23 protein-coding genes are annotated in these 24,510 nt (G+C 61.9%); 13 read left to right on the top strand and 10 right to left on the bottom strand.

Translation table 11 applies throughout. The features are described 5' to 3' along the window. The first annotated feature begins 1 nt into the window (after nt 1). From queD to codA, 3 genes are all read left to right on the top strand, one after another. Entirely contained in the window at nt 2-358 is a 357-nt protein-coding gene (gene queD, locus QLG10_RS13310) for a 6-carboxytetrahydropterin synthase QueD (protein WP_008056290.1), read from the top strand. An 83-nt stretch (nt 359-441) separates the two neighbouring features. Continuing rightward, nucleotides 442-1,272 (top strand): alpha/beta hydrolase, encoded by an 831-nt coding sequence (locus tag QLG10_RS13305; RefSeq protein WP_110749231.1) that lies wholly within the window; start codon nt 442-444, stop codon nt 1,270-1,272. Between the two features lie 171 nt (nt 1,273-1,443). Further along, complete coding sequence (codA, locus tag QLG10_RS13300) at nt 1,444-2,691, top strand: cytosine deaminase (protein ID WP_110749233.1); 1,248 nt, start codon at nt 1,444-1,446, stop codon at nt 2,689-2,691. Between the two features lie 110 nt (nt 2,692-2,801). Here codA and QLG10_RS13295 read toward each other — a convergent pair whose 3' ends face one another. Further along, complete coding sequence (locus QLG10_RS13295; protein WP_282487503.1) at nt 2,802-3,794, bottom strand: diaminopimelate epimerase; 993 nt, start codon at nt 3,792-3,794, stop codon at nt 2,802-2,804. 166 nt (nt 3,795-3,960) lie between these two features. Between QLG10_RS13295 and QLG10_RS13290 the strand changes: the two genes are divergently transcribed. Continuing rightward, nucleotides 3,961-5,112, top strand: a complete 1,152-nt coding sequence (locus QLG10_RS13290) for an MFS transporter (RefSeq protein ID WP_282487502.1) — start codon at nt 3,961-3,963, stop codon at nt 5,110-5,112. Between the two features lie 60 nt (nt 5,113-5,172). On the opposite strand, the gene QLG10_RS13285 is transcribed toward QLG10_RS13290, so the two are convergent. The 5 genes from QLG10_RS13285 to QLG10_RS13265 form a co-directional block, all read right to left on the bottom strand. Then, nucleotides 5,173-7,590, bottom strand: a complete 2,418-nt coding sequence (locus QLG10_RS13285; RefSeq protein WP_282487501.1) for a TonB-dependent receptor — start codon at nt 7,588-7,590, stop codon at nt 5,173-5,175. 98 nt (nt 7,591-7,688) lie between these two features. After that, nucleotides 7,689-8,672, bottom strand: a complete 984-nt coding sequence (locus tag QLG10_RS13280; RefSeq protein WP_282487500.1) for a FecR family protein — start codon at nt 8,670-8,672, stop codon at nt 7,689-7,691. Between the two features lie 43 nt (nt 8,673-8,715). Further along, nucleotides 8,716-9,213: a sigma-70 family RNA polymerase sigma factor gene (locus QLG10_RS13275; RefSeq protein ID WP_282487499.1), complete on the bottom strand. Its 498-nt coding sequence runs from the start codon at nt 9,211-9,213 to the stop codon at nt 8,716-8,718. An 85-nt stretch (nt 9,214-9,298) separates the two neighbouring features. After that, the gene (locus tag QLG10_RS13270; protein ID WP_248679492.1) at nt 9,299-10,654 is read right to left on the bottom strand and encodes an ATP-binding protein; all 1,356 of its coding nucleotides are present in this window, start codon (nt 10,652-10,654) and stop codon (nt 9,299-9,301) included. A gap of 20 nt (nt 10,655-10,674) precedes the next feature. Continuing rightward, complete coding sequence (locus QLG10_RS13265; RefSeq protein WP_248679483.1) at nt 10,675-11,424, bottom strand: response regulator; 750 nt, start codon at nt 11,422-11,424, stop codon at nt 10,675-10,677. Between the two features lie 120 nt (nt 11,425-11,544). Between QLG10_RS13265 and QLG10_RS13260 the strand changes: the two genes are divergently transcribed. The 3 genes from QLG10_RS13260 to tynA all read left to right on the top strand — a co-directional run bounded on the left by QLG10_RS13260 (nt 11,545) and on the right by tynA (nt 14,972). Then, nucleotides 11,545-11,865, top strand: a complete 321-nt coding sequence (locus tag QLG10_RS13260; protein ID WP_282487498.1) for a hypothetical protein — start codon at nt 11,545-11,547, stop codon at nt 11,863-11,865. After that, nucleotides 11,865-12,536, top strand: coding sequence for a DUF3313 domain-containing protein (locus QLG10_RS13255; RefSeq protein WP_282487497.1), 672 nt, complete (start codon nt 11,865-11,867; stop codon nt 12,534-12,536). The genes QLG10_RS13260 and QLG10_RS13255 overlap by 1 nt, the downstream gene beginning before the upstream one ends. Before the next feature lie 147 nt (nt 12,537-12,683). Next, nucleotides 12,684-14,972 carry a primary-amine oxidase gene (gene tynA / locus QLG10_RS13250; protein ID WP_282487496.1) on the top strand — a complete coding sequence of 763 codons (2,289 nt, stop codon included), beginning with the start codon at nt 12,684-12,686 and terminating at the stop codon, nt 14,970-14,972. 135 nt (nt 14,973-15,107) lie between these two features. Here the strand turns inward: tynA and feaR are convergent, their stop codons facing one another. The 4 genes from feaR to QLG10_RS13230 all read right to left on the bottom strand — a co-directional run bounded on the left by feaR (nt 15,108) and on the right by QLG10_RS13230 (nt 18,051). Beyond that, nucleotides 15,108-16,022: a transcriptional regulator FeaR gene (gene feaR / locus QLG10_RS13245; protein WP_282487495.1), complete on the bottom strand. Its 915-nt coding sequence runs from the start codon at nt 16,020-16,022 to the stop codon at nt 15,108-15,110. Nucleotides 16,023-16,107: 85 nt separating this feature from the next. Then, entirely contained in the window at nt 16,108-17,031 is a 924-nt protein-coding gene (paaX, locus tag QLG10_RS13240; RefSeq protein ID WP_020795541.1) for a phenylacetic acid degradation operon negative regulatory protein PaaX, read from the bottom strand. 166 nt (nt 17,032-17,197) lie between these two features. After that, nucleotides 17,198-17,794, bottom strand: coding sequence for a phenylacetic acid degradation protein PaaY (gene paaY / locus QLG10_RS13235; RefSeq protein ID WP_110749278.1), 597 nt, complete (start codon nt 17,792-17,794; stop codon nt 17,198-17,200). A 116-nt stretch (nt 17,795-17,910) separates the two neighbouring features. Beyond that, nucleotides 17,911-18,051, bottom strand: coding sequence for a hypothetical protein (locus QLG10_RS13230; RefSeq protein ID WP_188264608.1), 141 nt, complete (start codon nt 18,049-18,051; stop codon nt 17,911-17,913). A 92-nt stretch (nt 18,052-18,143) separates the two neighbouring features. Between QLG10_RS13230 and paaF the strand changes: the two genes are divergently transcribed. The 6 genes from paaF (at nt 18,144) to paaK (ending at nt 24,343) form a co-directional block, all read left to right on the top strand. Next, nucleotides 18,144-18,917 carry a 2,3-dehydroadipyl-CoA hydratase PaaF gene (gene paaF / locus QLG10_RS13225; RefSeq protein WP_282487494.1) on the top strand — a complete coding sequence of 258 codons (774 nt, stop codon included), beginning with the start codon at nt 18,144-18,146 and terminating at the stop codon, nt 18,915-18,917. A 42-nt stretch (nt 18,918-18,959) separates the two neighbouring features. Continuing rightward, nucleotides 18,960-19,751, top strand: a complete 792-nt coding sequence (gene paaG, locus QLG10_RS13220; RefSeq protein ID WP_083349515.1) for a 2-(1,2-epoxy-1,2-dihydrophenyl)acetyl-CoA isomerase PaaG — start codon at nt 18,960-18,962, stop codon at nt 19,749-19,751. Nucleotides 19,752-19,754: 3 nt separating this feature from the next. Then, on the top strand, nt 19,755-21,272 hold the full coding sequence (gene paaH, locus QLG10_RS13215; RefSeq protein ID WP_282487493.1) for a 3-hydroxyacyl-CoA dehydrogenase PaaH: 1,518 nt from the start codon (nt 19,755-19,757) through the stop codon (nt 21,270-21,272). After that, on the top strand, nt 21,265-21,714 hold the full coding sequence (gene paaI, locus QLG10_RS13210) for a hydroxyphenylacetyl-CoA thioesterase PaaI (RefSeq protein ID WP_110749284.1): 450 nt from the start codon (nt 21,265-21,267) through the stop codon (nt 21,712-21,714). The genes paaH and paaI overlap by 8 nt, the downstream gene beginning before the upstream one ends. Beyond that, on the top strand, nt 21,707-22,918 hold the full coding sequence (gene pcaF / locus QLG10_RS13205) for a 3-oxoadipyl-CoA thiolase (protein ID WP_282487492.1): 1,212 nt from the start codon (nt 21,707-21,709) through the stop codon (nt 22,916-22,918). The genes paaI and pcaF overlap by 8 nt, the downstream gene beginning before the upstream one ends. A gap of 99 nt (nt 22,919-23,017) precedes the next feature. Then, nucleotides 23,018-24,343 carry a phenylacetate--CoA ligase PaaK gene (gene paaK / locus QLG10_RS13200; protein WP_110749402.1) on the top strand — a complete coding sequence of 442 codons (1,326 nt, stop codon included), beginning with the start codon at nt 23,018-23,020 and terminating at the stop codon, nt 24,341-24,343. Nucleotides 24,344-24,510 lie beyond the last annotated feature (167 nt).

Raw genomic sequence — 24,510 nt, 5'->3', positions numbered from 1 at the left:
TGTGGAAATTTTCAAAGAGTTTACCTTCGAATCCGCCCACCGCCTGCCTCACGTCCCGGACGGCCACAAATGCGGCCGCCTGCACGGTCACTCGTTCAAAGTGGCGATCCACCTCAGTGGCGACCTCGACCCGCACACTGGCTGGATTCGTGACTTCTCGGAAATCAAGGCGATCTTCAAGCCGTTGTATGAGCGCCTGGACCACAACTACCTGAACGATATTCCTGGCCTGGAGAACCCGACCAGTGAAGTACTGGCCAAATTCATCTGGGCTGAACTCAAGCCGCTGCTGCCGGAATTGAGCGCCATCCGGATTCACGAGACCTGCACCAGTGGGTGCATCTATCGCGGCGAGTGAGCCAATCGATGAAAAAAACCACCGAGACCGGTGGTTTTTTTATGCCTATGCTTTGCCCTTGCATCCGCCAAGAGGACACGCAAATGACTGACTGGCCGCTGGCTCAAAGCTATCGTTTCAATGGGCATAACGTTCGCTACGCCGTGCGCGGCGATGGGCCGCCGCTGGTGTTCGTGCATGGCACGCCCTTCTCTTCGTTTGTCTGGCACCGGATTGCGCCGCACTTCATCGCCACTCACCGGGTGTACTACTTCGACTTGCTGGGCTACGGGCAATCGGAAAAGGTCGATGGCGATGTTTCCCTGGGTGTGCAAAACCTACTGTTGGCCCAATTGCTGGAACACTGGGGCCTGGACCGTCCGGATGTGGTGGCCCACGACTTTGGTGGCGCGACCGCCCTGCGCAGCCATTTACTCAACGGCAAGGATTACCGCAGCCTGACATTGATCGATCCGGTGGCGCTAACGCCCTGGGGTTCGCCGTTCGTGCAGCATGTCCGACAGTACGAAGGCGCTTTCAGTGGTGTGCCGGATTACATCCAGCGAGCCATCGTGGCGACTTATATTCGCGGGGCAATCAAGCGAGACATCCCGGATGACGAACTCGCACCCTACGTGCAACCGTGGTTGGGCGATCCTGGGCAAGCGGCATTCTATCGGCAGATCGCACAAATGGACGAACGCTACACCCGCGAGGCCGAGGGGCTGTACCCGACGATTCGCTGCCCGGTGCAGATTCTCTGGGGAAAGGACGACCAATGGATTCCCATCGAACGCGGTCGGGCCTTGCAGCAGATAATTCCTGGGGCGCAGTTTCATGCGGTGGCCAACGCCGGGCATCTGGTGCAGGAGGATGCACCTGAAGCCATTATTGCTGCGCTGATGCGTTTTTTGCCGTTGGCTATGACGGCCTGATAGCGCGCCTCGGCGGCCTTGAATTTTGGGTTGGTCTTTAAGTCGTCATCGCTGGAGAGCCAGCGCCTACAGTAGAGAGTGCGCATCCGCGAAAAGACCACTGGCGGCATTCGCCGCTGCCGAGCTAACGTAGAGCTATTGTCCAAACGGTTCTCTGAAAGGATCTGCCCGATGCACATCATCAACGCCCGGCTGCGCAACCAGGAAGGCCTGCATGAGCTGCACCTGGAAAACGGCCTGATCAGCAACATCGCCCGGCAGACCGAAGCGCCGACCCTGGGCCCCGACGATCTGGACGCCGGTGGCAACCTGGTGGTACCGCCCTTTGTCGAGCCGCACATCCACCTCGACGCCACCCTGACCGCTGGCGAGCCGCGCTGGAACATGAGCGGCACGCTGTTCGAAGGCATTGAGTGCTGGGGTGAGCGCAAGGTCACCATCACCGAAGAAGACACCAAGGTCCGTGCCAGGAAAACCATCAGGGCCCTCGCCGCCCATGGCATCCAGCACGTTCGCACCCACGTCGACGTCACCGACCCGCAGCTCACGGCGCTCAAGGCCCTGCTCGAGGTGCGCGAAGAAAGTCGGCATCTGGTCGACATGCAGATCGTCGCTTTCCCCCAGGAAGGCATCGAGTCATACCGCAATGGCCGCGAGCTGATGGAAGAAGCCATCCGCATGGGGGCCGATGTGGTGGGCGGCATTCCGCACTTCGAGTACACCCGCGACCAGGGCGTCAGCTCGGTGAAGTTCCTCATGGACCTGGCCGAGCGCACCGGCTGCCTGGTGGACGTGCATTGCGATGAAACCGACGACCCGCAGTCACGCTTCCTGGAAGTGCTGGCCGAAGAAGCCCGCAGCCGCGACATGGGCTCGCGGGTCACCGCCAGCCATACCACGGCCATGGGCTCGTACGACAACGCCTACTGCGCCAAGCTGTTTCGCCTGCTTGGGCACGCCGGCATCAGCTTCGTCTCCTGCCCTACCGAAAGCATTCACCTGCAGGGGCGTTTCGACAATTTTCCGAAACGCCGGGGCGTGACCCGGGTCAACGAACTGCTGGAAGCCGGCATGAACGTATGTTTCGGCCAGGACTCGATCGTCGACCCCTGGTACCCGCTGGGCAACGGCAACATCCTGCGGGTGCTCGAAGCCGGCCTGCATATCTGCCACATGCTCGGGTATCGCAACCTGCAAAACGCCCTGGACCTGGTCACCGTCAACAGCGCCAAGGCCATGGCCCTGGGCGAGCGCTACGGGCTTGAACCCGGACGGCCGGCGAACCTGCTGATCCTCTCGGCGGAAAGCGATTATGAGGTGATTCGCAGCCAGGGCTTGCCGCTGTATTCAGTACGCGGCGGCAAGGTATTGATGAAGCGCACGATGCCGGTGGTGGAGTTCTCCAGCGAACAGATCTGAAGGTTGCTGTGATTGGAATGCCCCCTTCGCGAGCAGGCTCGCTCCCACAGTTTTGTGAACGACAAAAAACTACTGTGGGAGCGAGCCTGCTCGCGAAGGCGATCTCAAATTCACCTCACTAATTGAGCCGTACCAAACAGGCTGACCCGACTCAGCTCCCCCTGCTCCTCTTCCAGCAAAATCGGCGCCGTACCACCCGGCATCACCACGTTCACCTCCCCGGCATTCACCCACCCTATCCGCCAAGCCGAACACGCCACTGCTGAGGCGCTGGTGCCGGATGATGCTGTCGGCCCTTCACCACGTTCAAATACTCGCGCGATCACTCGCTGCCCGGACTCACGCATCGCCCATTGCAGATTAATCCCCGCCGGGCAGGGTTTACCCGCACCGGCAGGCATCGCATAGGCGATTCGCATCAGTCCCTCGGCCAATGGCGATTGCCTCATTTGCTCATTGCCCGGCAAGGCCTCGGCACTGTCCACCAGCGTCACACAATGCGGATTGCCGACCCGGGCAAACTGACTGCGCGTCCAGGCGCCATTGAGTGCTGACAACTGACGCACGTGGCTGAGCTCACGGCCGTTCAACTGCACAGCTTCAACGTCAACGGCACTGACCGCCGATGGCCCGAAGCCAGGCTCGCCCAGGTCTAGCCAGAAACCCTGCGCACCCTCGACTTGCGCGGCTTTCACCGACGTTTGCCCCGGCGAGGGTGTGTCGGATTTGTCGTGATGCACCCTGAGTACGCAGGCTTCATCGCTTGGAAACAGTCCCTGATCGCTCAACGCCTGGGAAAAAATCGTCAGCCCGTTGCCGCTGCGCTCGGCCAGGGTGCCGTCGGTGTTGACGATCAACAGGTCAAAGGGCGGCGATGACTGAAACGGCCCGACCAGCAAACCGTCGCTGCAATGATCCTTGCTGCCCGGCGGTTGCGTGCCGGGCGCCCAGGCACAGCACGCTTCGATGGCCGCCAGCGCCCAGTCCTCGCGAGTTTGCGCGGCGCGGTCGGCCTGATCGGGCACGTCGATGCCCTGCTGGCGCAGCGCCTCGGGCGCCACCACCTTGTAGATATTGCCCCGTGCATCGTACATCCGCGCCATGGCGCCCTCCCTGTTGGACATCTGGTTCTGGCACAACATATCGCGAAACACCGTCTGGCTGTGCAAGGATGTCAGCTTGTGGGCGTGCCAGATCACGGACGCTGAGCGAACCCTCGGGGCCAGATCACTGTCAGTTGCAGACGCGACGTTTTTTCCAAGGATTGATATGACCAACCTCAACACCCAGACCTCATTCGTGCCAGGGCGCCTGGAACAGATGTCCACGCGCGTCGCCTTTTTCATCGCCGGGTTCGGCATCGCCGCGTGGGCGCCGCTGGTGCCCTATGCCAAGGCGCGGGCCGGGCTGGACGAAGGCACCCTGGGTTTGTTGCTGCTGTGCCTCGGTGTGGGCTCGATATTGGCGATGCCTATAGCTGGAATCCTGGCCACGCGCTTCGGGTGCCGCAAAGTGGCGACCGGTGGCACCTTGCTGATCTGTGCGGCGTTGCCTTTGCTGGCCACGGTATCGTCGATTCCGGCCTTGATCGGCGCATTGTTCATGTTCGGCGCGGGCCTGGGCACCGTGGATTCGACGGTGAACCTGCAGGCGGTGATCGTCGAACGCGCCAGTGGCAAAAACATGATGTCGGGGTTTCACGGGTTGTTCAGCCTGGGCGGAATCGTCGGCGCGGCGGGCGTCAGTGCGTTGCTCGGCCTGGGGCTTGCGCCACTGGGGGCGATGCTGGTGGTCATCGTGTTGCTGCTGGTCGCACTGCTCAAGGCTGCCCCGCACATGCTGCCCTATGGCAGCGAAAGTTCGGGACCGGCCTTCGCTGTTCCCCACGGTATCGTGCTGTTTATCGGCGGGATGTGTTTCATCGTGTTCCTCGCCGAAGGTGCCGCCCTAGACTGGAGCGCGGTGTTCCTGGTGCAGGAACGCGGCATCGACAAGGCCTACGCCGGACTGGGGTACGCGGCCTTCGCACTGACCATGACGGCGGGTCGGTTAACCGGTGACGCCATCGTGCGTCGCCTGGGCGCAACGCGGGTCATTGTCTTCGGTGGGGCGGCGGCGGCGGCCGGTCTGTTGCTGGCCACGTTCGCCCCCAGCTGGGAAGCGGCGCTGGTGGGTTATGCGCTGCTGGGAGCCGGATGCTCGAACATTGTCCCAGTGCTGTATACCGCGGTGGGCAAGCAGACCGTGATGCCGCAAAGCATCGCCGTGCCGGCCATTACCACCCTGGGTTACGCGGGGATACTCGCAGGGCCTGCGTTGATCGGATTCGTCGCCCATGCCGCCAGCTTGAGTTTTGCCTTCGGGTTGATGGCGCTGTTGCTGCTGGCGGTTGCGATTGGCGGGAGAGTGTTGAAGGTTTGAAGCGAAAAGATCGCAGCCTGTAGGAGCTGCCGCAGGCTGCGATCTTTTGATCTTCAGCTTTTAAAAACCGACACTGGCCTGGACGAAGAACGTGCGCGGCGTGCCGACGTACATGCCCGCATTGTTGTCGCTGGAGCGGGTGAAGTACTGCTTGTCGAAGATGTTTTTCACCCCGGCCCCCAGCTTCAGGTTCGACACCTGCGGACCGAAATCATAGCCGGCGCGCACGTTCCAGGTGACGTAGCCCGGAATGTCGCCGTACTGCCCATCCGCCGTGCCTTCAGTGATGTAGTTGTTGCTGAAGCTGCCGTCAGCATTCACCGCCACGCCGGGGGAGCGTTGCTTGGACTGGGCGAAGGCATCCAGGTTGTAGGTCCAGCGATTGATGTCGTAGCGCAGGCCAGCGGTTGCTACCTGGCGCGAGTAGAACGGCAGGTCACGCCCCTTGAAGTCCGGAATATCTCCTTCATAGACGGCGCGGGTGTAGGTGTAGCCGGCATTGGCGGTAAGACCGGCCAGCCGTGGGTCCAGCGCCGCCATGTCGTAGTGCACCGATGCCTCGATGCCCCGGTGCGTGGTAGCGCCGAGGTTGGTCCAGCCCGCATCGTTGCTGATGTATTGCAGCTCTTTATCGAAGTCGATGTAGAACAGCGTCACTTCACCGCCCCACACCTCATCGTTGTAGCGCGTACCGAGCTCGTAGGTCTTGGCCTTTTCCGGTTCCAGGCCATTGGCCGTTTCGTCACCTGCGCCACCCTGGCCGAGCTGAAAATACTGCAGGGAGCCGAATGACGTTTCGTAGTTGGCGAACAGTTTCCAGGCATCAGACATGTGATACATCACGCTCAGCGCCGGCAGCGGTTCGTTACTCTCGATGCTGCGGCGTTTTTCCTGCACTGGCCTGCCTGCGGTGTCGAGCACCGGGCGGTCATGCCACTCGGTCTGGATATGTTCGAAACGTACACCCGGAGTGATGGTCCAGTTGCCGACATCGATTTTGTTGTCGACATACACCGCGTGGGCTTCAGTACCCCCGGTACGGTCCTGGTACACATGGCCGTCCGAACCCGGACGCGCGACCGGCTCGTTGTTGACCAGCGCCAGGCGGCTGGCTTCTTCGTGCATGCCTTCTTTCAGGTAGCGATAACCGACGCTCACTTCCTGGGTCGTCTGGCCGACGTCGAACACGTGGGACACACGCGGTTCGATGCCATAGGTGTAATAGGTGCGCGGAAACGAACCCAGGGTCTTCTGGTCGCGAGCGGCGATGTTGCTGCCACGGAAACTGTCGGAGTAGTAGGTCAGCACTTCGGCCTGGGTGCGGTCGTCGAGTTGCCGAATCCACTTGAACGACACGTCCTTGCGGCGGCCGCTGAAGTTATCGTGGTCGCGGTCGGACTGGAACGGGTCGGCGTCATACTGGGCCTGGGTCAGGCCGCCGGGCATGTCGGCGCTGGCGTCGTAATAGTGGAAGTTGAGGCTGAAGTCATCCACATCGGTCGGCGCCCAGTGGGTCTTGAGGATCACGTCGTCGATGTCATTGCCATTGTTGCTTTTGCGATAACCGTTGCCGTTCACCCCGGAATACAACAGCGCCACGCCCATGCCGTTGTCGGCGGTGCCGCCGGCGAACAGCGTGTCGATGTGCTTCCAGCCCCCGTGTTGGGAGGTTTCCAGGGTGCTGCCGATTTCAGCCGAGGCTTGTTCCGGGATCGCACGGGTCACGAAGTTGATCACCCCGCCCACGTTCTGTGGCCCGTAACGCACGGAGCCGGCGCCGCGCACCACGTCGATGCTGTCGAGGTTGCCGGAGGAAATCGGCGCCATGGACAACTGCGGCTGGCCATAGGGGGCGAACGCCGCCGGCACGCCATCGATCAACACGGTCGAGCGTGGCGACAGGCGCGAAGTCAGCCCGCGAACGCCGACGTTCAGCGAGATATCACTGCCACCGGTACCGTTGGCCTCCTGCACTTGCACACCCGGCACGCGCTTCAATACGTCGCCGACGTTCATCGCGCCTTGCTCGATCATGGCCTCGCGGCGAATCACGGTACGGGCGCCGGGGTGGTTCTGCACCACCGCGGCATCGGCATCACCGAGCCAGTCGCCCACCACCTTGATGTCGGTCATGCCTAGCTCCAGCGGGCCGTCTGCCGCAGGGGCCGGCAGCAGCGTCACCGAGCCTTCGTTGATCTGGTATTGCAGGCCGCTGCCTTGCAACAACTGGCGCAGCGCCTCTTCCGGCGAGATATTGCCATCCACGGCGGGGGCCTGCTTGCCGGCCACCAGTTCCGGACTGAAAAAAACCTGCAGCGACGTTTGCTGGCCCAACTGGCTCAGGGCCTGCCCCAAAGGTTGCGCCGGGATATGGATAGCCTCGGCAGCGAATGCCTGGGGCAGCGCCAGGTTGACCGCCAGTGCAAGGGCCAGCGGCAACCAAGGGGAATTGTTGTTTTTAGCGATGGTTTTTTTCACGTCGAACGTAGTCCTGAAGATCGCAAAAGTGTGCGCTTGTTAATGCAAACCAGTTGCAGTTGAACAGGAAGACGCTGAACTCGAAAAAAACCTGAATTTTATTTTGAGATTATTTCCTGACTGCCGTCATCGAGCGTGCGCACGGCCACCGGAAGGATGCTCGGCAAGGCCTTGAGCAACGCGTCAGTGTTGTCAGACTTGAACACGCTGGTCAGGCGCAGATTGCCGATTGTGGCATTACCGACCTTGAGCGGCTTGTCTCGGTAACGCGAGACCTGCTCGGCGACATCGGCCAGGCTGGCGTTATTGAACACCAGCTTGTCGTTGCGCCAGGCCGTCAGTTCAGCCGGGTTGACCGGATAGGCCACAGCGACCTTGCCCCCGGCATCGACATGGGTACCGAGACCCGCGGTCAAGCTGATGAAATCATCGGCGGCGGCATCGCGCCCCTGCACCTTGACCGTGCCCTGCTCCACCACGACCTGGGTTTCGGCGCTGCCCCGGCGTACATCGAAGCGGGTTCCGGTGACCGTGACCCTGCCACTTCCCGCCTCAACGACAAAGGGCCGACTGCTGTCATGCTGGACGCTGAACATCGCCTCGCCTTCGCTCAGCTCAATGGCGCGGCGATGCTTTTCGAAGCGCACCTGAATCCGGCTGCGGCTGTCCAGGTCGACCATCGAACCATCGGGCAAGGCTACTTGGCGACGCTCGCCCAGGGCTGTGGAAAACTCGGCCGTGTAAGGCGACGGTTGCTTCAACCCGTTGGACAGGCCCAAGCCAACTGCCACCGCCAACACACTGGCGGCCACGGCATAGCGCAATATCGGTCGACGTTTGCTGCGTGATGGTGTTTCTTCGCACAATGCTCGCAGACGCGCCGCCGGCACCAGGTCGGCGGCTGTCCACAGGCCCTGGAGCAACGCGAATTCGTCCCGGTGTTGAGGGTGTTCATTCAGCCAGCGTTCGAATTGGCGTTGCGCGCCCACATCGACGACGGGCTCCTGCAAACGCACAAACCAGCGCGCCGCTTCATCGCGAACCGTTGTTTGCCCGCACGCACAATCACGAGTATCCATCATGGAAGTTCCTGTTGAGCCGGGGATGAAAAACCACACCGCATCATCACTGCAACCCGTCCAGGCGGTCGCGCAGATGCCGCAGGGTGCGGATCATATACTTTTCCACCATGTTCCTGGACAGCCCCAAGCGTTCGGCGATTTCAGCCTGGGTCAAGCCCTCGATCTTCTGCCAGACAAACACCTTGCGGCAGTTGACCGGCAGCTCGGTGAGCGCCCGCTCGATGGAGTCAGCCAACTGGATCGCCTGCATGTAATGCTCCGGGTCGCCGGACGACGACACACTGAGATCAATTGCCCCTGACTCCATGGCACTCCGTCGATCCTCACGTCGATAACCGTCCACCGCGATGTTGCGCGCAGTCTGGTGCAGATAGGCCCGGGGTTGCTGCACCGCCGCCGAATCCGACTCGAGCACGCGCACGAAGGTATCGTGGGCCAGGTCCTCGGCCTGCTGACGGTTTCTCAGGCGACGGGTCCAGGTGCCAATCAACTCTTCGTAATGCTCGAAAAAGCCGTGTCTGCGGGGCAGCTTGGGGGTCATTGCGGTGTGCTGTGGAGACGAGGGCGTGAATAGTAATGCTTCCTATTAACCTAAGGCAACGGTTTGCGGCTGAGCGGCGCGAAGGCTAACGCTCATTAGCCTTCGCGCCGCGAGTACCCGGCAGTTCCACACGCGCCACCAGCCCTGCGCCTTTGCGATTGCGCAGTGTCAGCTCCCCACCCTGCTCTCGAACGATCGCCCGCGCAGCAGACAATCCCAGTCCCACGCCACCGGTATCCCGGTTGCGTGAGGTCTCCAGCCGGTAGAAGGGATCGAACACCTGTTCGAGGGCGGACTCGGGTATGCCGGGGCCCTCGTCACTCACTTCGATGCAGACCATTCGCCCTTCATGCCTTAGCTCGATTGCCGGTTCATGTGCATATTTCACGGCGTTTTCCAGCAGGTTGACGATCACACGTTTGATCCCGAGCGGGCGGCCGTCGTACACCAGGTGAGCGGGACCCGTGAAGTGGACGACGATGTCCTGGTCGCGAAAGTCATCGACGATCGTTTGCAGCAATTCCGAAAGGTCGAATGCCGTGGCGTGCTCCCCGTGGCTTTCATCACGGAAAAAACCCAGCGCCGCGTTGATCATCGTTTGCATTTCTTCGATGTCGCGCACCATTTTGCGCTGCTGTTCCAGGTCGTCCATGAATTCGCTGCGCAGACGCATCCGGGTCAGGGGCGCGCGCAAGTCGTGGGAGATGGCCGCGAGCATCTGCGTACGCTCGCTGAGAAAGTGCCGGATCTGCGCCTGCATGGTGTTGAAGGCAATGGTGGCCTGGCGTATTTCATGGGGGCCTTCGATCTTGATCGGCGGCGCGCGCAGGTCATCGCCAAAGCGCCGTGCAGCGCTGGCAAAACGTTGCAGCGGACTGGCCAGTTGTCGCGTGGCAATCCAGGCGACCAGCAGGGTAGCCACCAGCCCCAGGGCGATGATGATCGCAATCCGTACGCTGGAGTCGAGCCCCCAGCTGCGTTCCGGCGGGGTGAACGACAGCCAGCTGCCATCGCGCAGCTCAACCAGTGCCACGTAGTGCGCCTGGGGGCTTTCGTCCGGCCAGTCGCCGGGGTTGAAGACTCGAATATCGCGAGGAACATCCCCCAGCAATTGCTGCAGCGGCGAATGCTCGTGCCCCACCTGCATACCGCCCGGGGGCAGATGGAAGTCGGCCCGCCGTTCGTGCCAAACCACCTCAAGCATCGGATGGCTGGCGGCAGAGGCCAACGACGAGCGCAACGGCACAGGCGCTGCCTCGATCACCCGAACATTCGCGGCCATTTGCTCGAGCAGGCCGGTGCGCTCAATGGGCGGACGGCCCCAGGTTCCGGCGAGCTGAACGAACAGGCCATTGAGGGCCAGGGACGCGAGCATCGCCGCGACGATTGTCAGCGCAATGCGCGACCTGAGGGTATCGCGAGGGACTATTCGAGGGACCATTCGAGCGACCAGGCGGCGGATCATGAGCGGGTCACCTTGGCGCAGAACATATACCCGCCGTTACGTACCGTGCGAATCAGATCCGGGCGCTTGCTGTCCGGCTCGATCTTGCGTCGCAGCCGACTGACCTGCACATCGATGCTGCGGTCATAGGCATCGTGCCCCTGGCCACGCGCCAGGTCGATCAGCTGTTCCCGGGTAAGAATGCGCTGTGGATGCTCGAGAAAAACCCGCAGCAGATCGAACTCGCCCGCGGACAACGGAATCATCACGCCCTCGGGCGAACGCAATTCACGACAAGTGATGTCCAGGTGCCAATCGGCGAATGCGATGATCGGACGCGAGGGCTCGAGCCCCGGGCTTTTCTCGCCCGCGCGACGCTGCACGGCACGCAGCCTGGCAAGCAGCTCCCGAGGGTCGAATGGCTTGGTCAGGTAATCGTCGGCGCCCAGTTCCAGGCCGACAATGCGGTCGCTCAGTTCACCCATCGCGGTCAACATGACGATCGCAATATCCGTCCGTGCCCGCAGTTTCTGGCAGAGGCTCAGGCCACCTTCGCCGGGTAGCATCAGGTCCAGGATGATGATGTCCGGGCGGTTCTTTTCGATCATCGCCCACATGGCCTCACCATGGGTGGCCAAGTCCACCTCGTAGGCATGCTGAACAAAAAACTGTTTCAGCAGGGACAGGATTTCCACATCGTCGTCGACGATCAGCAGTCTGCTCACGTTCGGGGATCCACGGCCAAAAAAGAGCGTATCTAAAACCATTCCGGTGCCAGGGTCATATATTTCAATCCAGCAACATTTCTACTTGCATGACATCAATCGGACATACGGTCGCAACCCCCTTGCGGCACCCTGCGCGAATTCCAACTCATGAGGTCTTCCATGCAGGGTTCGAACAGCACCTACGCCACCGAGACAACCGACAGCGCTCACACGGTGATCCTCAACCAGCGCACCAGTGCGCCAGGGCAAGACGAGCCGATTCTATTTCAGCAATCGTGCCTGGGACTGACCGACGATCGGACCCACGTCGTGCTGCGCCGCTATTTCGAGCGCTACAGCCCGACCACCAGCAACTGGGTGGAATACATCCACCGCGTGCCGATTGCCGAGTTTACCCAGTGGATCATGGCCAACGGCGATCTGCGTATCGAATGCTCGGAAGACCTGCCAGGCTCCACCCTCCAATCAGGAACTTCTTGATGAGAAAGCGCTTCTCGCTGCCGCTATTGGCCGCTGTAACCCTCGTCCTCTCGGCGTGCAGCAACAAAAAAGTCCCATCACCCGACACCTATTCAGGCTTTCTGAACGACTACAGCGCCTTGACCGAGCACCAGTCACCTTCAGGCCAACCGGTGCTGAGCTGGGTAAACCCCAAACTTGAGCTTGACCGCTACACCCAGGTTTATATCGAACCGAGCCAATACTACCCGCAGCCCAAACCCAGCGAGCGCCTGCCACAGACCACGCTCGGCGACACGACCTGGTACTACGATGCGGTGCTCAAGTTTGAGTTGGGCAAGGTCTTGACCGTGGTCCCCACCCCGGGCCCGAAAACCCTGATCGTGCGACCGGCAATCACCCGAGTGAGCGCCAGCACCCAGGGCCTGCGCTATTACGAATGGCTACCGATCACCCTGGTTGCAGCAGGCGTCAGCACCGCCACCGGGATCCGCGACCAGGACAGTGAAATTGCCACCGAGGTCGCCTTTCTCGACGGCGAGACCAGGACCCTTGTCGCCAAAGTGGTGCGCGTGGGCACGGGGATACCGCTGGAGAACGACAATCAGGTCATCACCACGGCAAACATCAAGGGCGTGCTCGACGGCTGGGCCAGCGACCTGCGCAAGTCGTACCTGGCGATGCGTAAATAAAAGGCTGCTTGCCAATCGGGATCCAATGGGGAAAATTGATTCAGGCAGGCAGTCAAAGCAATCTGGCAGGAATCCAAATGCAGGTTTCGACGGGATGTAGCAAAGTGCAAGCATGCCAGTCACCGGCTTTTCCCCAGGAATGCACCCATGTCCAGCGCCAAAGCACTGCCAAAAAGATCACCGCTTGCCCGGCTCGCCCTGGCCATCTCCCTGAGCGTCCTCGGCCTGCCCATGTGCGTGGGCAATGCCCAGGCCCACGGCGGCCAAGCCGAAATGGTGCCGCTGCAGGCAGGCCTTGAGGAATTTGGCGCCACGGTCAAATGGGACGACTACTCGAACCTGTTCACCATTGCCAAGGACGGTGTCTACCTCAAGGTCAAGCCGGATAGCAAAGTAGCCATGCTCAACGGCAAGCGCATGGAGCTGACGGTGCCCGTGGTGTTCAAGGGCAAGACCGCCTTCATGTCCAAGGACTTCATCAACCAGGTGTTCCAGTCCGGCCTGGACACGACCTTTGTCGTCGAGACCCGACCCAACCCGCTCAACCCCCTGAGTGCGGACGAAATCACCGCGGCGGTGGACATCGTCAAGCAATCGGAACATTACAAGCCAGGTTTTCGCTTCACCGAAGTCTCGGTCAAGGCGCCGCCGAAGGATCAGGTGTGGAACTTCATCTACACCGGGCAAAACGTGACCCAGCCGCGCCAGGCCAATATCGTCGTGCTGGACGGCAAGCACGTGATCGAAGCGCTGGTGGATCTCGACAGCAAGGCGTTGCAATCCTGGAAGCCCATCGAAGGCGCCCATGGCATGGTGCTGCTGGATGATTTCGCCACGGTGCAAACCGCTGTCGAAACCAGCCCCGAATACGCACAAGCCCTGGCCAAGCGCGGCATCAACGATGTGAAGAAAGTCGTCGCCACGCCGCTGACCGTCGGATACTTCGACGGCAAGGACGGGCTGGCCCAGGACAAGCGCCTGCTGAAGATCGTCAGCTACCTCAATGTCGATGACGGCAACTACTGGGCGCATCCGATCGAGGGCCTGGTGGCGATTGTCGATCTGGAGCAGAAAAAACTGATCAAGATCGAAGACGAAGCGCTGGTTCCGGTCCCGATGAAACCGACGCCCTACGACGGACGCGGGCGCAAGGTCGTGGCGGTCAAGCCGCTGGAAATCATCGAACCCGAAGGCAAGAACTACACCATCACCGGCAATAGCATTCACTGGCAGAACTGGGACTTCCACGTTCGCCTCGATTCGCGGGTCGGCCCGATCCTGTCCACGGTCACCTATGACGACAAGGGCAAGAAGCGCAAGATCATGTACGAAGGCTCCCTGGGCGGGATGATCGTGCCTTATGGTGACCCGGATGTCGGCTGGTACTTCAAGGCCTACCTGGATTCCGGCGACTACGGCATGGGCACCCTCACCTCGCCTATTGCCCGTGGCAAAGACGCCCCGGAAAACGCCGTGCTGCTGGACGCCACCATCGCCGACTACACCGGCGCACCGACGTCGATTCCGCGCGCCATGGCCGTGTTCGAGCGCTATGCCGGCCCGGAATACAAACACCAGGAAATGGGCCAGCCCAACCTCAGTACCGAACGGCGTGAGCTGGTGGTGCGCTGGATCAGTACCGTCGGCAACTATGACTACATTTTCGACTGGGTCTTCCAGCAGAACGGCACCATCGGCATCGACGCCGGCGCCACCGGCATCGAAGCGGTCAAGGGTGTGAAATCCAAAACCATGCACGAAGAAACCGCCAAGGAAGATACACGCTACGGCACCCTGCTCGATCACAACATCGTCGGCACCACGCACCAGCACATCTACAACTTCCGCCTGGACATGGACGTGGACGGCGAAAGCAACTCGCTGGTGGAAGTGAACCCCGTCGTACTGCCCAACGACCGTGGCGGGCCGCGCACCAGCACCATGCAGACCGAAACCCGCGTGGTCGGCACCGAACAACAGGCCGCGCAGAAGTTCGACCCCTCGACCGTGCGGCTGCTGAGCAACTTGAGCAAGGAAAACAAGGTCGGCAACCCGGTGTCGTACCAACTGATTCCCTATGCCGGCGGCACGCACCCGGTGGCCAAGGGCGCCAACTTCGGCACGGACGAATGGCTGTACCACCGCCTGAGCTTCATGGACAAGCAGCTGTGGGTGACGCAATACAACCCTGAGGAAAAGTACCCGGAAGGCAAATACCCGAACCGCTCGGACAAGGACTCGGGACTGGGGCAATTCACCCAGGATAACCATTCCATCGAGAACACCGACGACGTGGTCTGGCTGACCACCGGCACCACCCACATCGCCCGGGCCGAAGAATGGCCGATCATGCCGACCGAGTGGGTGCATGTCCTGCTGAAGCCGTGGAACTTCTTCGATGAAACGCCGACGCTGAATCTCAACGCCCCGAAATAACCAGGCAATGCACATACTCCCTGTGGGAGCGGGCTTGCTCGCGAAGGCGTCGTGTCAGTCGACATTAATGTTGATGACACACCGCTTTCGCGAGCAAGCCCGCTCCCACAGGGGTTATGTGTTGCTCAATGGAAATCACGCATGCCGCTTGCGATATTCCCCCGGCGCAATGCCGAAGCGCGATTTGAATGCCGTGGAAAAATAGCTCGAATCGGAAAAACCCCACGAATACCCCAACACCGACAACTTCTGCTCCTTGCCCGATTGACGCAGGGTTTCGGCACACAGGTCCAACCGACGGTTCTTGATGTAGCGCGCCACCACCAGGCCTTTCTTGGCGAACATCCGGTACAACCCACGGGTCGACATGCCGACTTCCCGCGCCAGCCATTCCGGGCACAGCTCTTCGCAGCGGATGTGCTGGTCGATGAAACTCAGGGTCTTGCGGAAGGTGCGCTCGTGTGGATCCGTGCAATCGTCGCCCTGGCTGATGGCCGGGCGCAGCAGGCTGACAATGGCCTCCAGGGTCGCCTCGCTTTCCTGGCGACTGAGGTTCTGCTGGCGCGTGGCATCGATGATCAAGCGGTGCGAAAGCATGGCGATGGGCGATGTCGCGGCAATCCGATGGCCGCACTTGACCGGGTTGAAGCGCAGCGTCTGCTCCACCAGTTGGTACGGCAGGATCAGCGACAATTGGCGGGAGTTTTCGCTGTAGGTGAAGTCGCTGGGCCGCGCAGCATCGATCAACGTGATGTCCCCGGCGGACAGCTGGACCCTGTCGTCGCCCTGGGCCATGCCCGCGGTGCCATCGAGCTGGAACACCGCAAAGTACTTACCGTCCTCGCCCGCCGCGACTTCCTGCGGCGTGCGGTACAGCCGCGCCTGGCAAGCATCGACGAAGCTGAGCTTGAGGGCATCGCTGCGGTGTTCGCGAATCTGCCCGGCAAAGCCGGTTCCCAGGGGTTGGGCGTTGAAGGCGCCACAGATCTGGTTGATCTGGTGGATCCACTGATCGAACCCATCCTGGCGCTGTGCGGTTGTAGAAATCATGTCGGGCCTCACGCAGGCTTATTTTTATTGTCTACGTCAATCAACAGGTTCTCCTGAACAGCGACTCTCCCTGACCGTCGACGGGCTATTTCAGCCCGCCAAACCGTCGATAAAAACTCTCGCCTACATCCGGTAGCGGTCCGTCGGCGGTTTCCAGTGCACTGTTCAGCCATTCCTCGGCCTTGGCGTAGATCAAACGGTAAATGTTGCGGCACAACTGCCGGGCTGCTCGCCCTTCCCAGTCGCCGGGCAACAACTCGTCCGGCAATTGCGGGTCGCGCAGCAGCAGTTTGCGGTATTCGTGAATAAGCAGGATCCGCGCCAGGAAGCAGTCGGCTGGCTGCAGGTTTTCCTGTTCGCGCAGGGCTTGCCACAGCGGCCGGAACAGCTGGATGAATTCGCTGTAGTGGGTCGCCAGCTCCTCGATGTTCCAGCTCTCGCGCACCTGCAGGCGCAGGGCCTTGGAGGCGAGTACGTCTTGAGCGGTGGTTTCGAAGACGATGGTTTCTTCCTGGGCGCCGAGGTCCAGCAGCGTCGCGTTGACATCCGTGCGATCGCTGCGCGGACAGGCCAGCACCACCGGCGAAATCGCACCAAAACCTTGCCATTCCAGTTCTTCGCGCACTTGCTTGCGCTTGTCCTGGGTCAGTTGCGACAGCATCACCAGGCACCAGGAACCATCCCAGGCCGGCATGCTGGTGCTGTAGACCCGTTTGAACGCCTTGTCGAAACGCCGGCGACCGGTGCCGGTCAGGCTGTAGTAACTACGACGCCCCACCTTCTCGGCGGTCAGCCAGCCTTCCTTGGTCAGGCGAAAAATCGAGGTACGGATCAGCCGCTCGTTGATGCCGATCGGTTCGAGCAACTGGATCAGGCTGCCCAGCCAGACGGTCCCGCCGTGGGGTTCGATGGCATCACCGTACAGGGTGATGATCAAGGAACTGGCACGGATCGGTGTCTGCTCTTGAAAGCGTGTAATCAGATGGTTCAAGGGTATCAGGGACGACATGGGCGTACCGGGCTGAAAAAAGAAAAGGAATATACCGAAAACCTGCCTGTTAATCGCAGCTCCCCTTGTGGGAGCGAGCCTGCTCGCGAAAGCGGTGTACCAGTCACCATCAATATTGGAGGTCAGACCGCATTCGCGAGCAGGCTCGCTCCCACAAAGGTTGTGTTCACAAGGTATTGCCTTTCGGTCGAAGGCCACGGTCGCTGATTCGCGGCCGATCCGGCTCCGGCTCCGCCAGCGGCTCGCACACCTGCATCTGTGTGAGGCAACGCTTGGCCAGCTCCTGATACTCACGAGTACCGGCCTGCTTCCACGCCACTTCCTGATCGCTAAGCATGCGTTTGACACTCGCCGGCGCGCCCATGACCAATGATTGCTCGGGGCATTCGAAGCCGGCCTTGACGAAGGCCGCCGCCGATACGAAGGACCGCGGGCCGATGCGTGCGTTGTCCATCACCACCGCATTCATCCCCACCAGCGCATCGGCGCCGATCCGGCAACCGTGCAGCACGGCACCGTGGCCGATGTGGCCATTGCGCTCGACCACGGTGTCGCTGTCGGGGAAACCATGCATCACGCAGGTGTCCTGAATGTTGGCACCCTCCTCCAGCACGATCCGCCCGAAATCACCGCGCAGGCTGGCCAGCGGCCCTACATAACAGTGGGGGCCGATGATCACGTCACCGATCAACACGGCGGACGGATGCACATAGGCGCTCGGGTCAACCACCGGGGTCAGGCCATCAAGGCTGTAGCAGGTCATGGCAGGTTCCTTGGCAAAGCGATGCATATATTGACTTATTTTGTATCACATCGCTTTTACCAGCACAAAGATTAAAAAGCGTATCACTTGATGGCGGCGTTCCAACGGGGTGCATTTCAACCGCCACAACCCTCGACAACACCAATAAAATCAATACTCATAGCGTAATAGCCTGCTTCATTCACACCACCTTTGGAAATCACAAATCCGACAATAGGACACATTAAATCGTTTTTTATGTTGATTTTACGTATCACGTTATAGGTATACTCCGGCAAAACCGGCCCCTGCGGTCGATCCAATAACAAGCCGGCCTCAGCGCCGAGCGTTCACCGTGAGGGCATCCGCCATGCCTCAAACCCTTGCCGTCGAATTCATCGAGCCTGGCGTACGCCTGATTACCCTGCAGCGCCCACAAGCGCTGAACGCCCTGAACACCCAGTTGCTGGGTGAGCTGGCGGATGAGTTGAGCATCGCCCAAGCCGACCCCGAGACCCGCGCCGTGGTCATGACCGGCAACCGCAAAGCCTTCGCCGCCGGTGCCGACATCAAGGAAATGGCCGAGCGCGACCTGGTCGGCATCCTCGATGACCCGCGCCAGGCCTCATGGCAAGCCATCACCCGCTTCAACAAACCGCTGATCGCCGCCGTCAACGGCTTCGCCCTCGGCGGTGGCTGCGAACTGGCCATGCACGCCGACATCATCATTGCCGGCGAAGACGCGCACTTCGGCCAGCCGGAAATCAACCTCGGGATCATGCCCGGCGCGGGCGGCACCCAACGCCTGCTGCGCGCCGTCGGCAAATCCATGGCCATGCAGATGGTCCTGACCGGCGAGCCGATCGACGCTCGACAGGCCCAGCGCGCCGGGCTGGTCAGCGAAGTCACCCAGCCTGAATTCACCGTCGATCGCGCTCTGCAGGTTGCCCGCCAGATCGCCGCCAAGGCACCGCTGGCGGTACGCCTGGCCAAGGAAGCGCTACTCAAGGCCATGGACACCGACCTCGCCAGCGGCCTGCGCTTCGAGCGCCATGCCTTCACCGTGCTGGCCGGCACCCGCGACCGCGACGAAGGCATTGCCGCCTTCCAGGAAAAACGCACACCGACTTTCACCGGCCAGTAACCCGGTTACCCGCCTTACGAATTCCACGAGAGCGCCAAGACCATGAACTTCGAACACATCCTGTTTTCCATCGAGGCCGGCGTCGCCCTGCTCAGCCTCAATCGCCCGGATCAGCTCAACAGCTTCAACACCCAGATGCATGGCGAAGTGAAGGAGGCGCTCAAGCAGGTGCGGCAAAACCCCGACGTGCGCGTGCTACTGCTGACCGGCGAAGGCCGTGGCTTCTGCGCAGGGCAAGACCTGAGCGACCGCAATGTCGCGCCGGGCAGTGCCGCGCCGGACCTGGGCGAGTCCATCGAGAAGTTCTACAACCCGCTGATCCGCCAACTGCGTGACTTGCCGATGCCGGTGATTTGCGCGGTCAACGGCGTGGCCGCTGGTGCTGGCGCCAACATCCCACTCGCTTGCGACCTGGTGCTGGCAGCGCGTTCGGCCAGCTTCATCCAGGCCTTCTGCAAGATCGGCCTGATCCCTGATTCCGGGGGAACCTGGACCCTGCCGCGCCTGGTCGGCATGGCCCGCGCCAAGGCACTGGCCCTGCTCGGCAATCGCCTGAGCGCTGAACAGGCCGAACAATGGGGGCTGATCTACCGCTGTGTGGAAGACGCCGAACTGCGCGATGAAGCATTGAAACTGGCACAACACCTGGCCACCCAGCCGACCTACGGCCTGGCGCTGATCAAACGCAGCCTGAACGCCAGCATGAGCAACAGCTTCGATGAACAGCTGGAGCTGGAGCGCGACCTGCAACGCCTGGCCGGGCGCAGCGAGGACTATCGCGAAGGCGTGGGCGCCTTCATGGAAAAACGCACCCCAAGCTTCAAGGGACGTTGAGTCATGAGCGCATTGAACACCTCTGCACGCATCGCCGTGATCGGCGCCGGCGCCATGGGCGCCGGCATTGCCCAGGTAGCCGCACAGGCCGGGCATCCGGTGTTGCTGCTGGACAAGCGCCCCGGCACTGCGGCCCAGGCCATTGAAGGCATCGACCGGCAACTGGGCAAACGGGTCGAGAACGGCAAGCTGTCCGCCGAGTCGCGCAGCGCAACCATCGCCCGTCTGCAGGCCGTGGAAGCCATCGAAACCCTGGCCGATTGCGATTTGATCATCGAGGCCATCGTCGAGAACCTCGAGGTCAAGCGCGCGCTGTTCCGCCAGCTGGAAGGCATCTGCAGCGCGCAATGCATCCTGGCGAGCAACACTTCGTCGCTGTCGATCACCAGCATTGCCGCGCAGCTGCAACGCCCGCAACGCCTGCTCGGCCTGCACTTCTTCAACCCGGCACCCGTCATGGCGCTGGTGGAAATCGTCTCGGGCCTGGCCAGCGATCCGGCTTTGGCCGAATGCCTGTACGACACCGCCAAGGCCTGGGGCAAAAAACCGGTGCACACCCGCTCCACGCCGGGTTTCATCGTCAACCGCGTGGCCCGGCCGTACTACGCCGAAAGCCTGCGCCTGCTGCAGGAAGGCGCCGCCGATTGCCCCACCCTGGATGCGCTGATGCGCGAGGCCGGCGGCTTTGCCATGGGCGCCTTCGAGCTCACCGACCTGATCGGCCATGACGTTAACTACGCCGTGACTTGCTCGGTGTTCGATGCCTACTACCAGGACACGCGCTTCCAGCCGTCGCTGATCCAGAAAGAGCTGGTAGACGGTGGACGACTGGGGCGCAAGAGCGGACAGGGTTTCTACGCTTACGCCCAAGGCGCCGAGCGCCCGCAAGCGGCTGAAATCAGCAGTGCGGCGACCGTCGATGTTTGCGTTGTCGAAGGTGACCTGGGGTTCGCCCAAGGCCTGCTCGTGCGTCTGCAAGAGCAAGGCGTTGAAGTCCTCCAGCGAGATGGCCGCGGTTTGCTGCGCGTGGGTGATGCCGTGCTGGCCCTGAGCGACGGACGCATGGCGTGTCAGCGAGCCCGGGAAGACGGGTTGCGTAACCTGATTCTGCTGGATCTGGCGTTCGACTATGCCAAGGCCCAACGTATCGCTATCAGCCATGCAACCGGCATTGATCCGCAGGCACTCGAACAAGGCGTTGCGCTGCTGCAACGGGCCGGGCTCAAGGTCAGCCTGCTCAGCGACAGCCCGGCCCTCGCCGTCCTGCGCACCGTGGCGATGCTCGCCAACGAGGCCGCCGACGCCTTGTTGCAAGGCGTGGCCTCGGCCGCCGACATCGATCTTGCGATGCGCGCCGGGGTCAATTATCCCCAAGGTCCGCTGGCCTGGGCCGATGCCGTGGGTCTGCCGCACATCCTCAAGACGCTGGACAACCTGCAAGCCGCTTATGGCGAAGAACGCTACCGGCCATCGCTGCTGCTGCGCCGCCGCGTAGCCGAAGGGAGAAACTTCCATGACTAACCACGAAGCGATGAACCTGGCCAGCGCCTGCGCGCAAGCGTTGTTCCAGCGCGACAACGCCAGCCAGGCCATGGGCATGCGCCTGCTGTCCGCCGGCCCCGGCACCGCTCGCGTGGGCATGACCGTGCGCGAAGACATGGTCCAGGGCCACGGCACCTGCCACGGCGGCTACCTGTTCGCCCTCGCCGACTCGGCCTTTGCCTTTGCCTGCAACAGCTACAACGAAGCCACCGTGGCCATCGGCTGCAGCATCGACTACATCGCCCCGGCGCGCCTGGGCGATACGCTCAACGCCGACTGCATCGAGCAAAGCCGCTCCGGGCGCACCGGCAACTACGACGTACGCATTGAAAACCAGCAGGGCCAGTTGATCGCCCTGTTCCACGGCAAGTCCTACAAAGTGCGCGGCCCGGTGCTGGCGCAGGAGACCCCCAATGAATGACGCCCTGATCATCGACGCCGTTCGCACCCCGATCGGCCGCTACGCCGGAGTGCTGAGCAGCGTGCGCGCCGACGACCTCGGCGCGGTGCCGCTGCGCGAACTGCTGCGCCGTCACCCGCAAGTGGACTGGAACACGGTGGACGATGTGATCTACGGCTGCGCCAACCAGGCCGGCGAAGACAACCGCAACGTCGCACGCATGTCGGCACTGCTGGCTGGGTTGCCGGTCAGCGTACCCGGCACCACCCTCAATCGCCTGTGCGGCTCCGGGCTGGATGCGGTCGGCACCGCGGCGCGGGCGATTCGCAGTGGCGAAACCGGGTTGATGCTGGTCGGCGGCGTTGAATCGATGTCCCGCGCCCCACTGGTGATGGGCAAGGCCGAACAGGCGTTTTCCCGTTCGGCCGAGACCTTCGACACCACCATCGGCTGGCGTTTCGTCAATCCGCTGATGAAAAAGACGTACGGAATCGACTCCATGCCGGAAACGGCAGAGAACGTTGCCGAACAGTTCAATATCTCCCGGGCCGATCAGGACGCCTTCGCCCTGCGCAGCCAACAACGCGCCGCCGCTGCCCAGGCCAACGGACGCCTGGCGAAAGAAATCGTCGCGGTGCAAATTCCCCAGCGCAAAGGCCCGGCCAAAGTGGTCGAGCACGACGAGCACCCACGCGGCGACACCACCCTTGAGCAGTTGGCCAAACTGGGCACGCCGTTCCGTGAATGCGGCAGCATCACCGCCGGCAATGCCTCGGGCGTCAACGACGGTGCCTGCGCGCTGCTGCTGGCCAGCCCCGAAGTGGCCAAGCGTCATGGCCTGACCGCTCGTGGCCGGGTGGTGGCGATGGCGACCGCGGGCGTCGAGCCGCGCATCATGGGTATCGGCCCGGTTCCGGCCACCCGCAAGGTGCTGGAGGTTGCAAACCTGAGCCTGGCGGACATGGACGTGATCGAGCTCAACGAAGCCTTTGCCGCCCAGGGCCTGGCCGTCCTGCGCGAACTGGGCCTGAGCGACACCGACCCGCGGGTCAACCCCAACGGCGGCGCCATCGCCTTGGGCCACCCGTTGGGCATGAGCGGCGCACGCCTGGTGACCACCGCCCTGCATGAACTGGAGGAGCGCAATGGCCGCTACGCCCTGTGCACCATGTGCATCGGCGTGGGCCAAGGGATCGCGCTGATCATCGAGCGTCTATCCCAATAAAGAATCGCGATTCCCGGGGAGCCGAGAGGTATCCTTGGGGCATGCACTCAAAGCCCCTGCATGCAGGGGCTGGAACACAAAAACAATTCGAGTGAACACATGAACATGCCAATTGCCCAAGCCGTGCTAGATCCCGTGCTGGACCCGCTGGAAACCGCCAGCATCGACGAGCTGCGCCAGCATCAGCTGGAGCGCCTGCGCTGGAGCCTGAACCACGCCTACAACAATGTGCCGCTATACCGTCAGCGTTTCGATGCCCTGGGCGTGCACCCGGACGACATCAAGTCCCTCGACGACCTGGCGAAATTCCCCTTCACCACCAAGTCCGACCTGCGCGACAACTACCCCTACGGCATGTTTGCCGTGCCGATGCATGACATCGTGCGCCTGCACGCGTCCAGCGGCACCACCGGCAAGCCGACCGTGGTCGGCTACACCCAGAACGACATCGACACCTGGGCCAACGTGGTGGCGCGCTCGATCCGCGCGGCGGGTGGCCGGCGTGGCGACAAGGTGCACATTTCCTACGGCTACGGACTGTTCACCGGCGGCCTCGGTGCACACTACGGTGCCGAACGCCTGGGTTGCACGGTGATCCCGATGTCCGGCGGCCAGACCGAAAAACAAGTGCAGCTGATCAAGGACTTCCAGCCGGACATCATCATGGTCACGCCGTCCTACATGCTCAACATCGCCGACGAGATCGAGCGCCAGGGAATCGACCCGCACAAACTGGCCCTGCGCCTGGGCATCTTCGGTGCCGAGCCATGGACCGCCGAGCTGCGCAGTGCCATCGAGCAGCGCCTGGGCATCACCGCGCTCGACATCTACGGCCTCTCGGAAATCATGGGGCCCGGTGTCGCCATGGAATGCGCCGAGACCAAGGACGGCCCGACCATCTGGGAAGACCACTTCTACCCGGAAATCATCGACCCGGTCACCGGCGAAGTGCTGCCGGACGGGCAGATGGGCGAACTTGTGTTCACGTCCCTGAGCAAAGAAGCGCTGCCGATGATCCGCTACCGCACCCGCGACCTGACGCGCCTGCTGCCGGGCACTGCGCGGCCGATGCGGCGGATCGACAAGATCACCGGACGCAGCGATGACATGCTGATCATCCGCGGGGTCAACGTGTTCCCCACGCAGATCGAGGAGCAGGTACTGAAAGTCAAACAGCTTTCCGAGTGCTATGAGATCCATCTGTATCGCAATGGCAACCTGGACAGCGTTGATGTGCACGTGGAGCTCAAGGCCGAGCACCAGCACCTGAGCGAAGAACAGCAGAAGGCTGTTTGCGGGGAGCTCGGCAAACACATCAAGACGTACATCGGGATCAGTTCGCGAATCGTCCTGCAGCCTTTCCATTCGATCAAGCGATCCGAGGGCAAGGCCTGCCACGTCGTGGACAAACGCCCTAAAGCATGACTGCTGCACCCCTTTGAGCCCCGCTGATGCGGGGCTTTTTTTTGCCCCTTCACCGCCCTGCATGCACCTGTGGGAGCGAGCCTCTGTGGCGAGGGGATTTATCCCCGTTGGTCGCGCAGCGGCCCAGGAGAATGGGACTGCTGCGCAGTCCAACGGGGATAAATCCC

Origin of the sequence: Pseudomonas sp. V98_8 (assembly GCF_029967975.1) — a bacterium.
GTDB classification, from domain to species: Bacteria; Pseudomonadota; Gammaproteobacteria; order Pseudomonadales; family Pseudomonadaceae; genus Aquipseudomonas; species Aquipseudomonas umsongensis.
Note: the sequence above shows the minus strand (reverse complement) of the source record. Positions and strands in the feature narration are given on the sequence as shown.

Excerpts from the sequence above, each read along its gene's own strand:
- feaR (WP_282487495.1), bottom strand. The coding sequence starts at position 16,022 with ATGATTTCTACAACCGCACAGCGCCAGGATGGGTTCGATCAGTGGATC.
- tynA (WP_282487496.1), top strand. The coding sequence starts at position 12,684 with ATGTCCAGCGCCAAAGCACTGCCAAAAAGATCACCGCTTGCCCGGCTC.
- paaX (WP_020795541.1), bottom strand. The coding sequence starts at position 17,031 with ATGTCGTCCCTGATACCCTTGAACCATCTGATTACACGCTTTCAAGAG.
- paaH (WP_282487493.1), top strand. The coding sequence starts at position 19,755 with ATGAGCGCATTGAACACCTCTGCACGCATCGCCGTGATCGGCGCCGGC.
- paaK (WP_110749402.1), top strand. The coding sequence starts at position 23,018 with ATGAACATGCCAATTGCCCAAGCCGTGCTAGATCCCGTGCTGGACCCG.
- QLG10_RS13290 (WP_282487502.1), top strand. The coding sequence starts at position 3,961 with ATGACCAACCTCAACACCCAGACCTCATTCGTGCCAGGGCGCCTGGAA.
- paaG (WP_083349515.1), top strand. The coding sequence starts at position 18,960 with ATGAACTTCGAACACATCCTGTTTTCCATCGAGGCCGGCGTCGCCCTG.
- QLG10_RS13255 (WP_282487497.1), top strand. The coding sequence starts at position 11,865 with ATGAGAAAGCGCTTCTCGCTGCCGCTATTGGCCGCTGTAACCCTCGTC.
- QLG10_RS13270 (WP_248679492.1), bottom strand. The coding sequence starts at position 10,654 with ATGGTCCCTCGAATAGTCCCTCGCGATACCCTCAGGTCGCGCATTGCG.
- QLG10_RS13280 (WP_282487500.1), bottom strand. The coding sequence starts at position 8,672 with ATGATGGATACTCGTGATTGTGCGTGCGGGCAAACAACGGTTCGCGAT.
- QLG10_RS13305 (WP_110749231.1), top strand. The coding sequence starts at position 442 with ATGACTGACTGGCCGCTGGCTCAAAGCTATCGTTTCAATGGGCATAAC.
- paaY (WP_110749278.1), bottom strand. The coding sequence starts at position 17,794 with ATGACCTGCTACAGCCTTGATGGCCTGACCCCGGTGGTTGACCCGAGC.
- codA (WP_110749233.1), top strand. The coding sequence starts at position 1,444 with ATGCACATCATCAACGCCCGGCTGCGCAACCAGGAAGGCCTGCATGAG.
- paaI (WP_110749284.1), top strand. The coding sequence starts at position 21,265 with ATGACTAACCACGAAGCGATGAACCTGGCCAGCGCCTGCGCGCAAGCG.
- paaF (WP_282487494.1), top strand. The coding sequence starts at position 18,144 with ATGCCTCAAACCCTTGCCGTCGAATTCATCGAGCCTGGCGTACGCCTG.
- QLG10_RS13275 (WP_282487499.1), bottom strand. The coding sequence starts at position 9,213 with ATGACCCCCAAGCTGCCCCGCAGACACGGCTTTTTCGAGCATTACGAA.
- pcaF (WP_282487492.1), top strand. The coding sequence starts at position 21,707 with ATGAATGACGCCCTGATCATCGACGCCGTTCGCACCCCGATCGGCCGC.
- QLG10_RS13260 (WP_282487498.1), top strand. The coding sequence starts at position 11,545 with ATGCAGGGTTCGAACAGCACCTACGCCACCGAGACAACCGACAGCGCT.
- QLG10_RS13295 (WP_282487503.1), bottom strand. The coding sequence starts at position 3,794 with ATGGCGCGGATGTACGATGCACGGGGCAATATCTACAAGGTGGTGGCG.
- QLG10_RS13265 (WP_248679483.1), bottom strand. The coding sequence starts at position 11,424 with ATGGTTTTAGATACGCTCTTTTTTGGCCGTGGATCCCCGAACGTGAGC.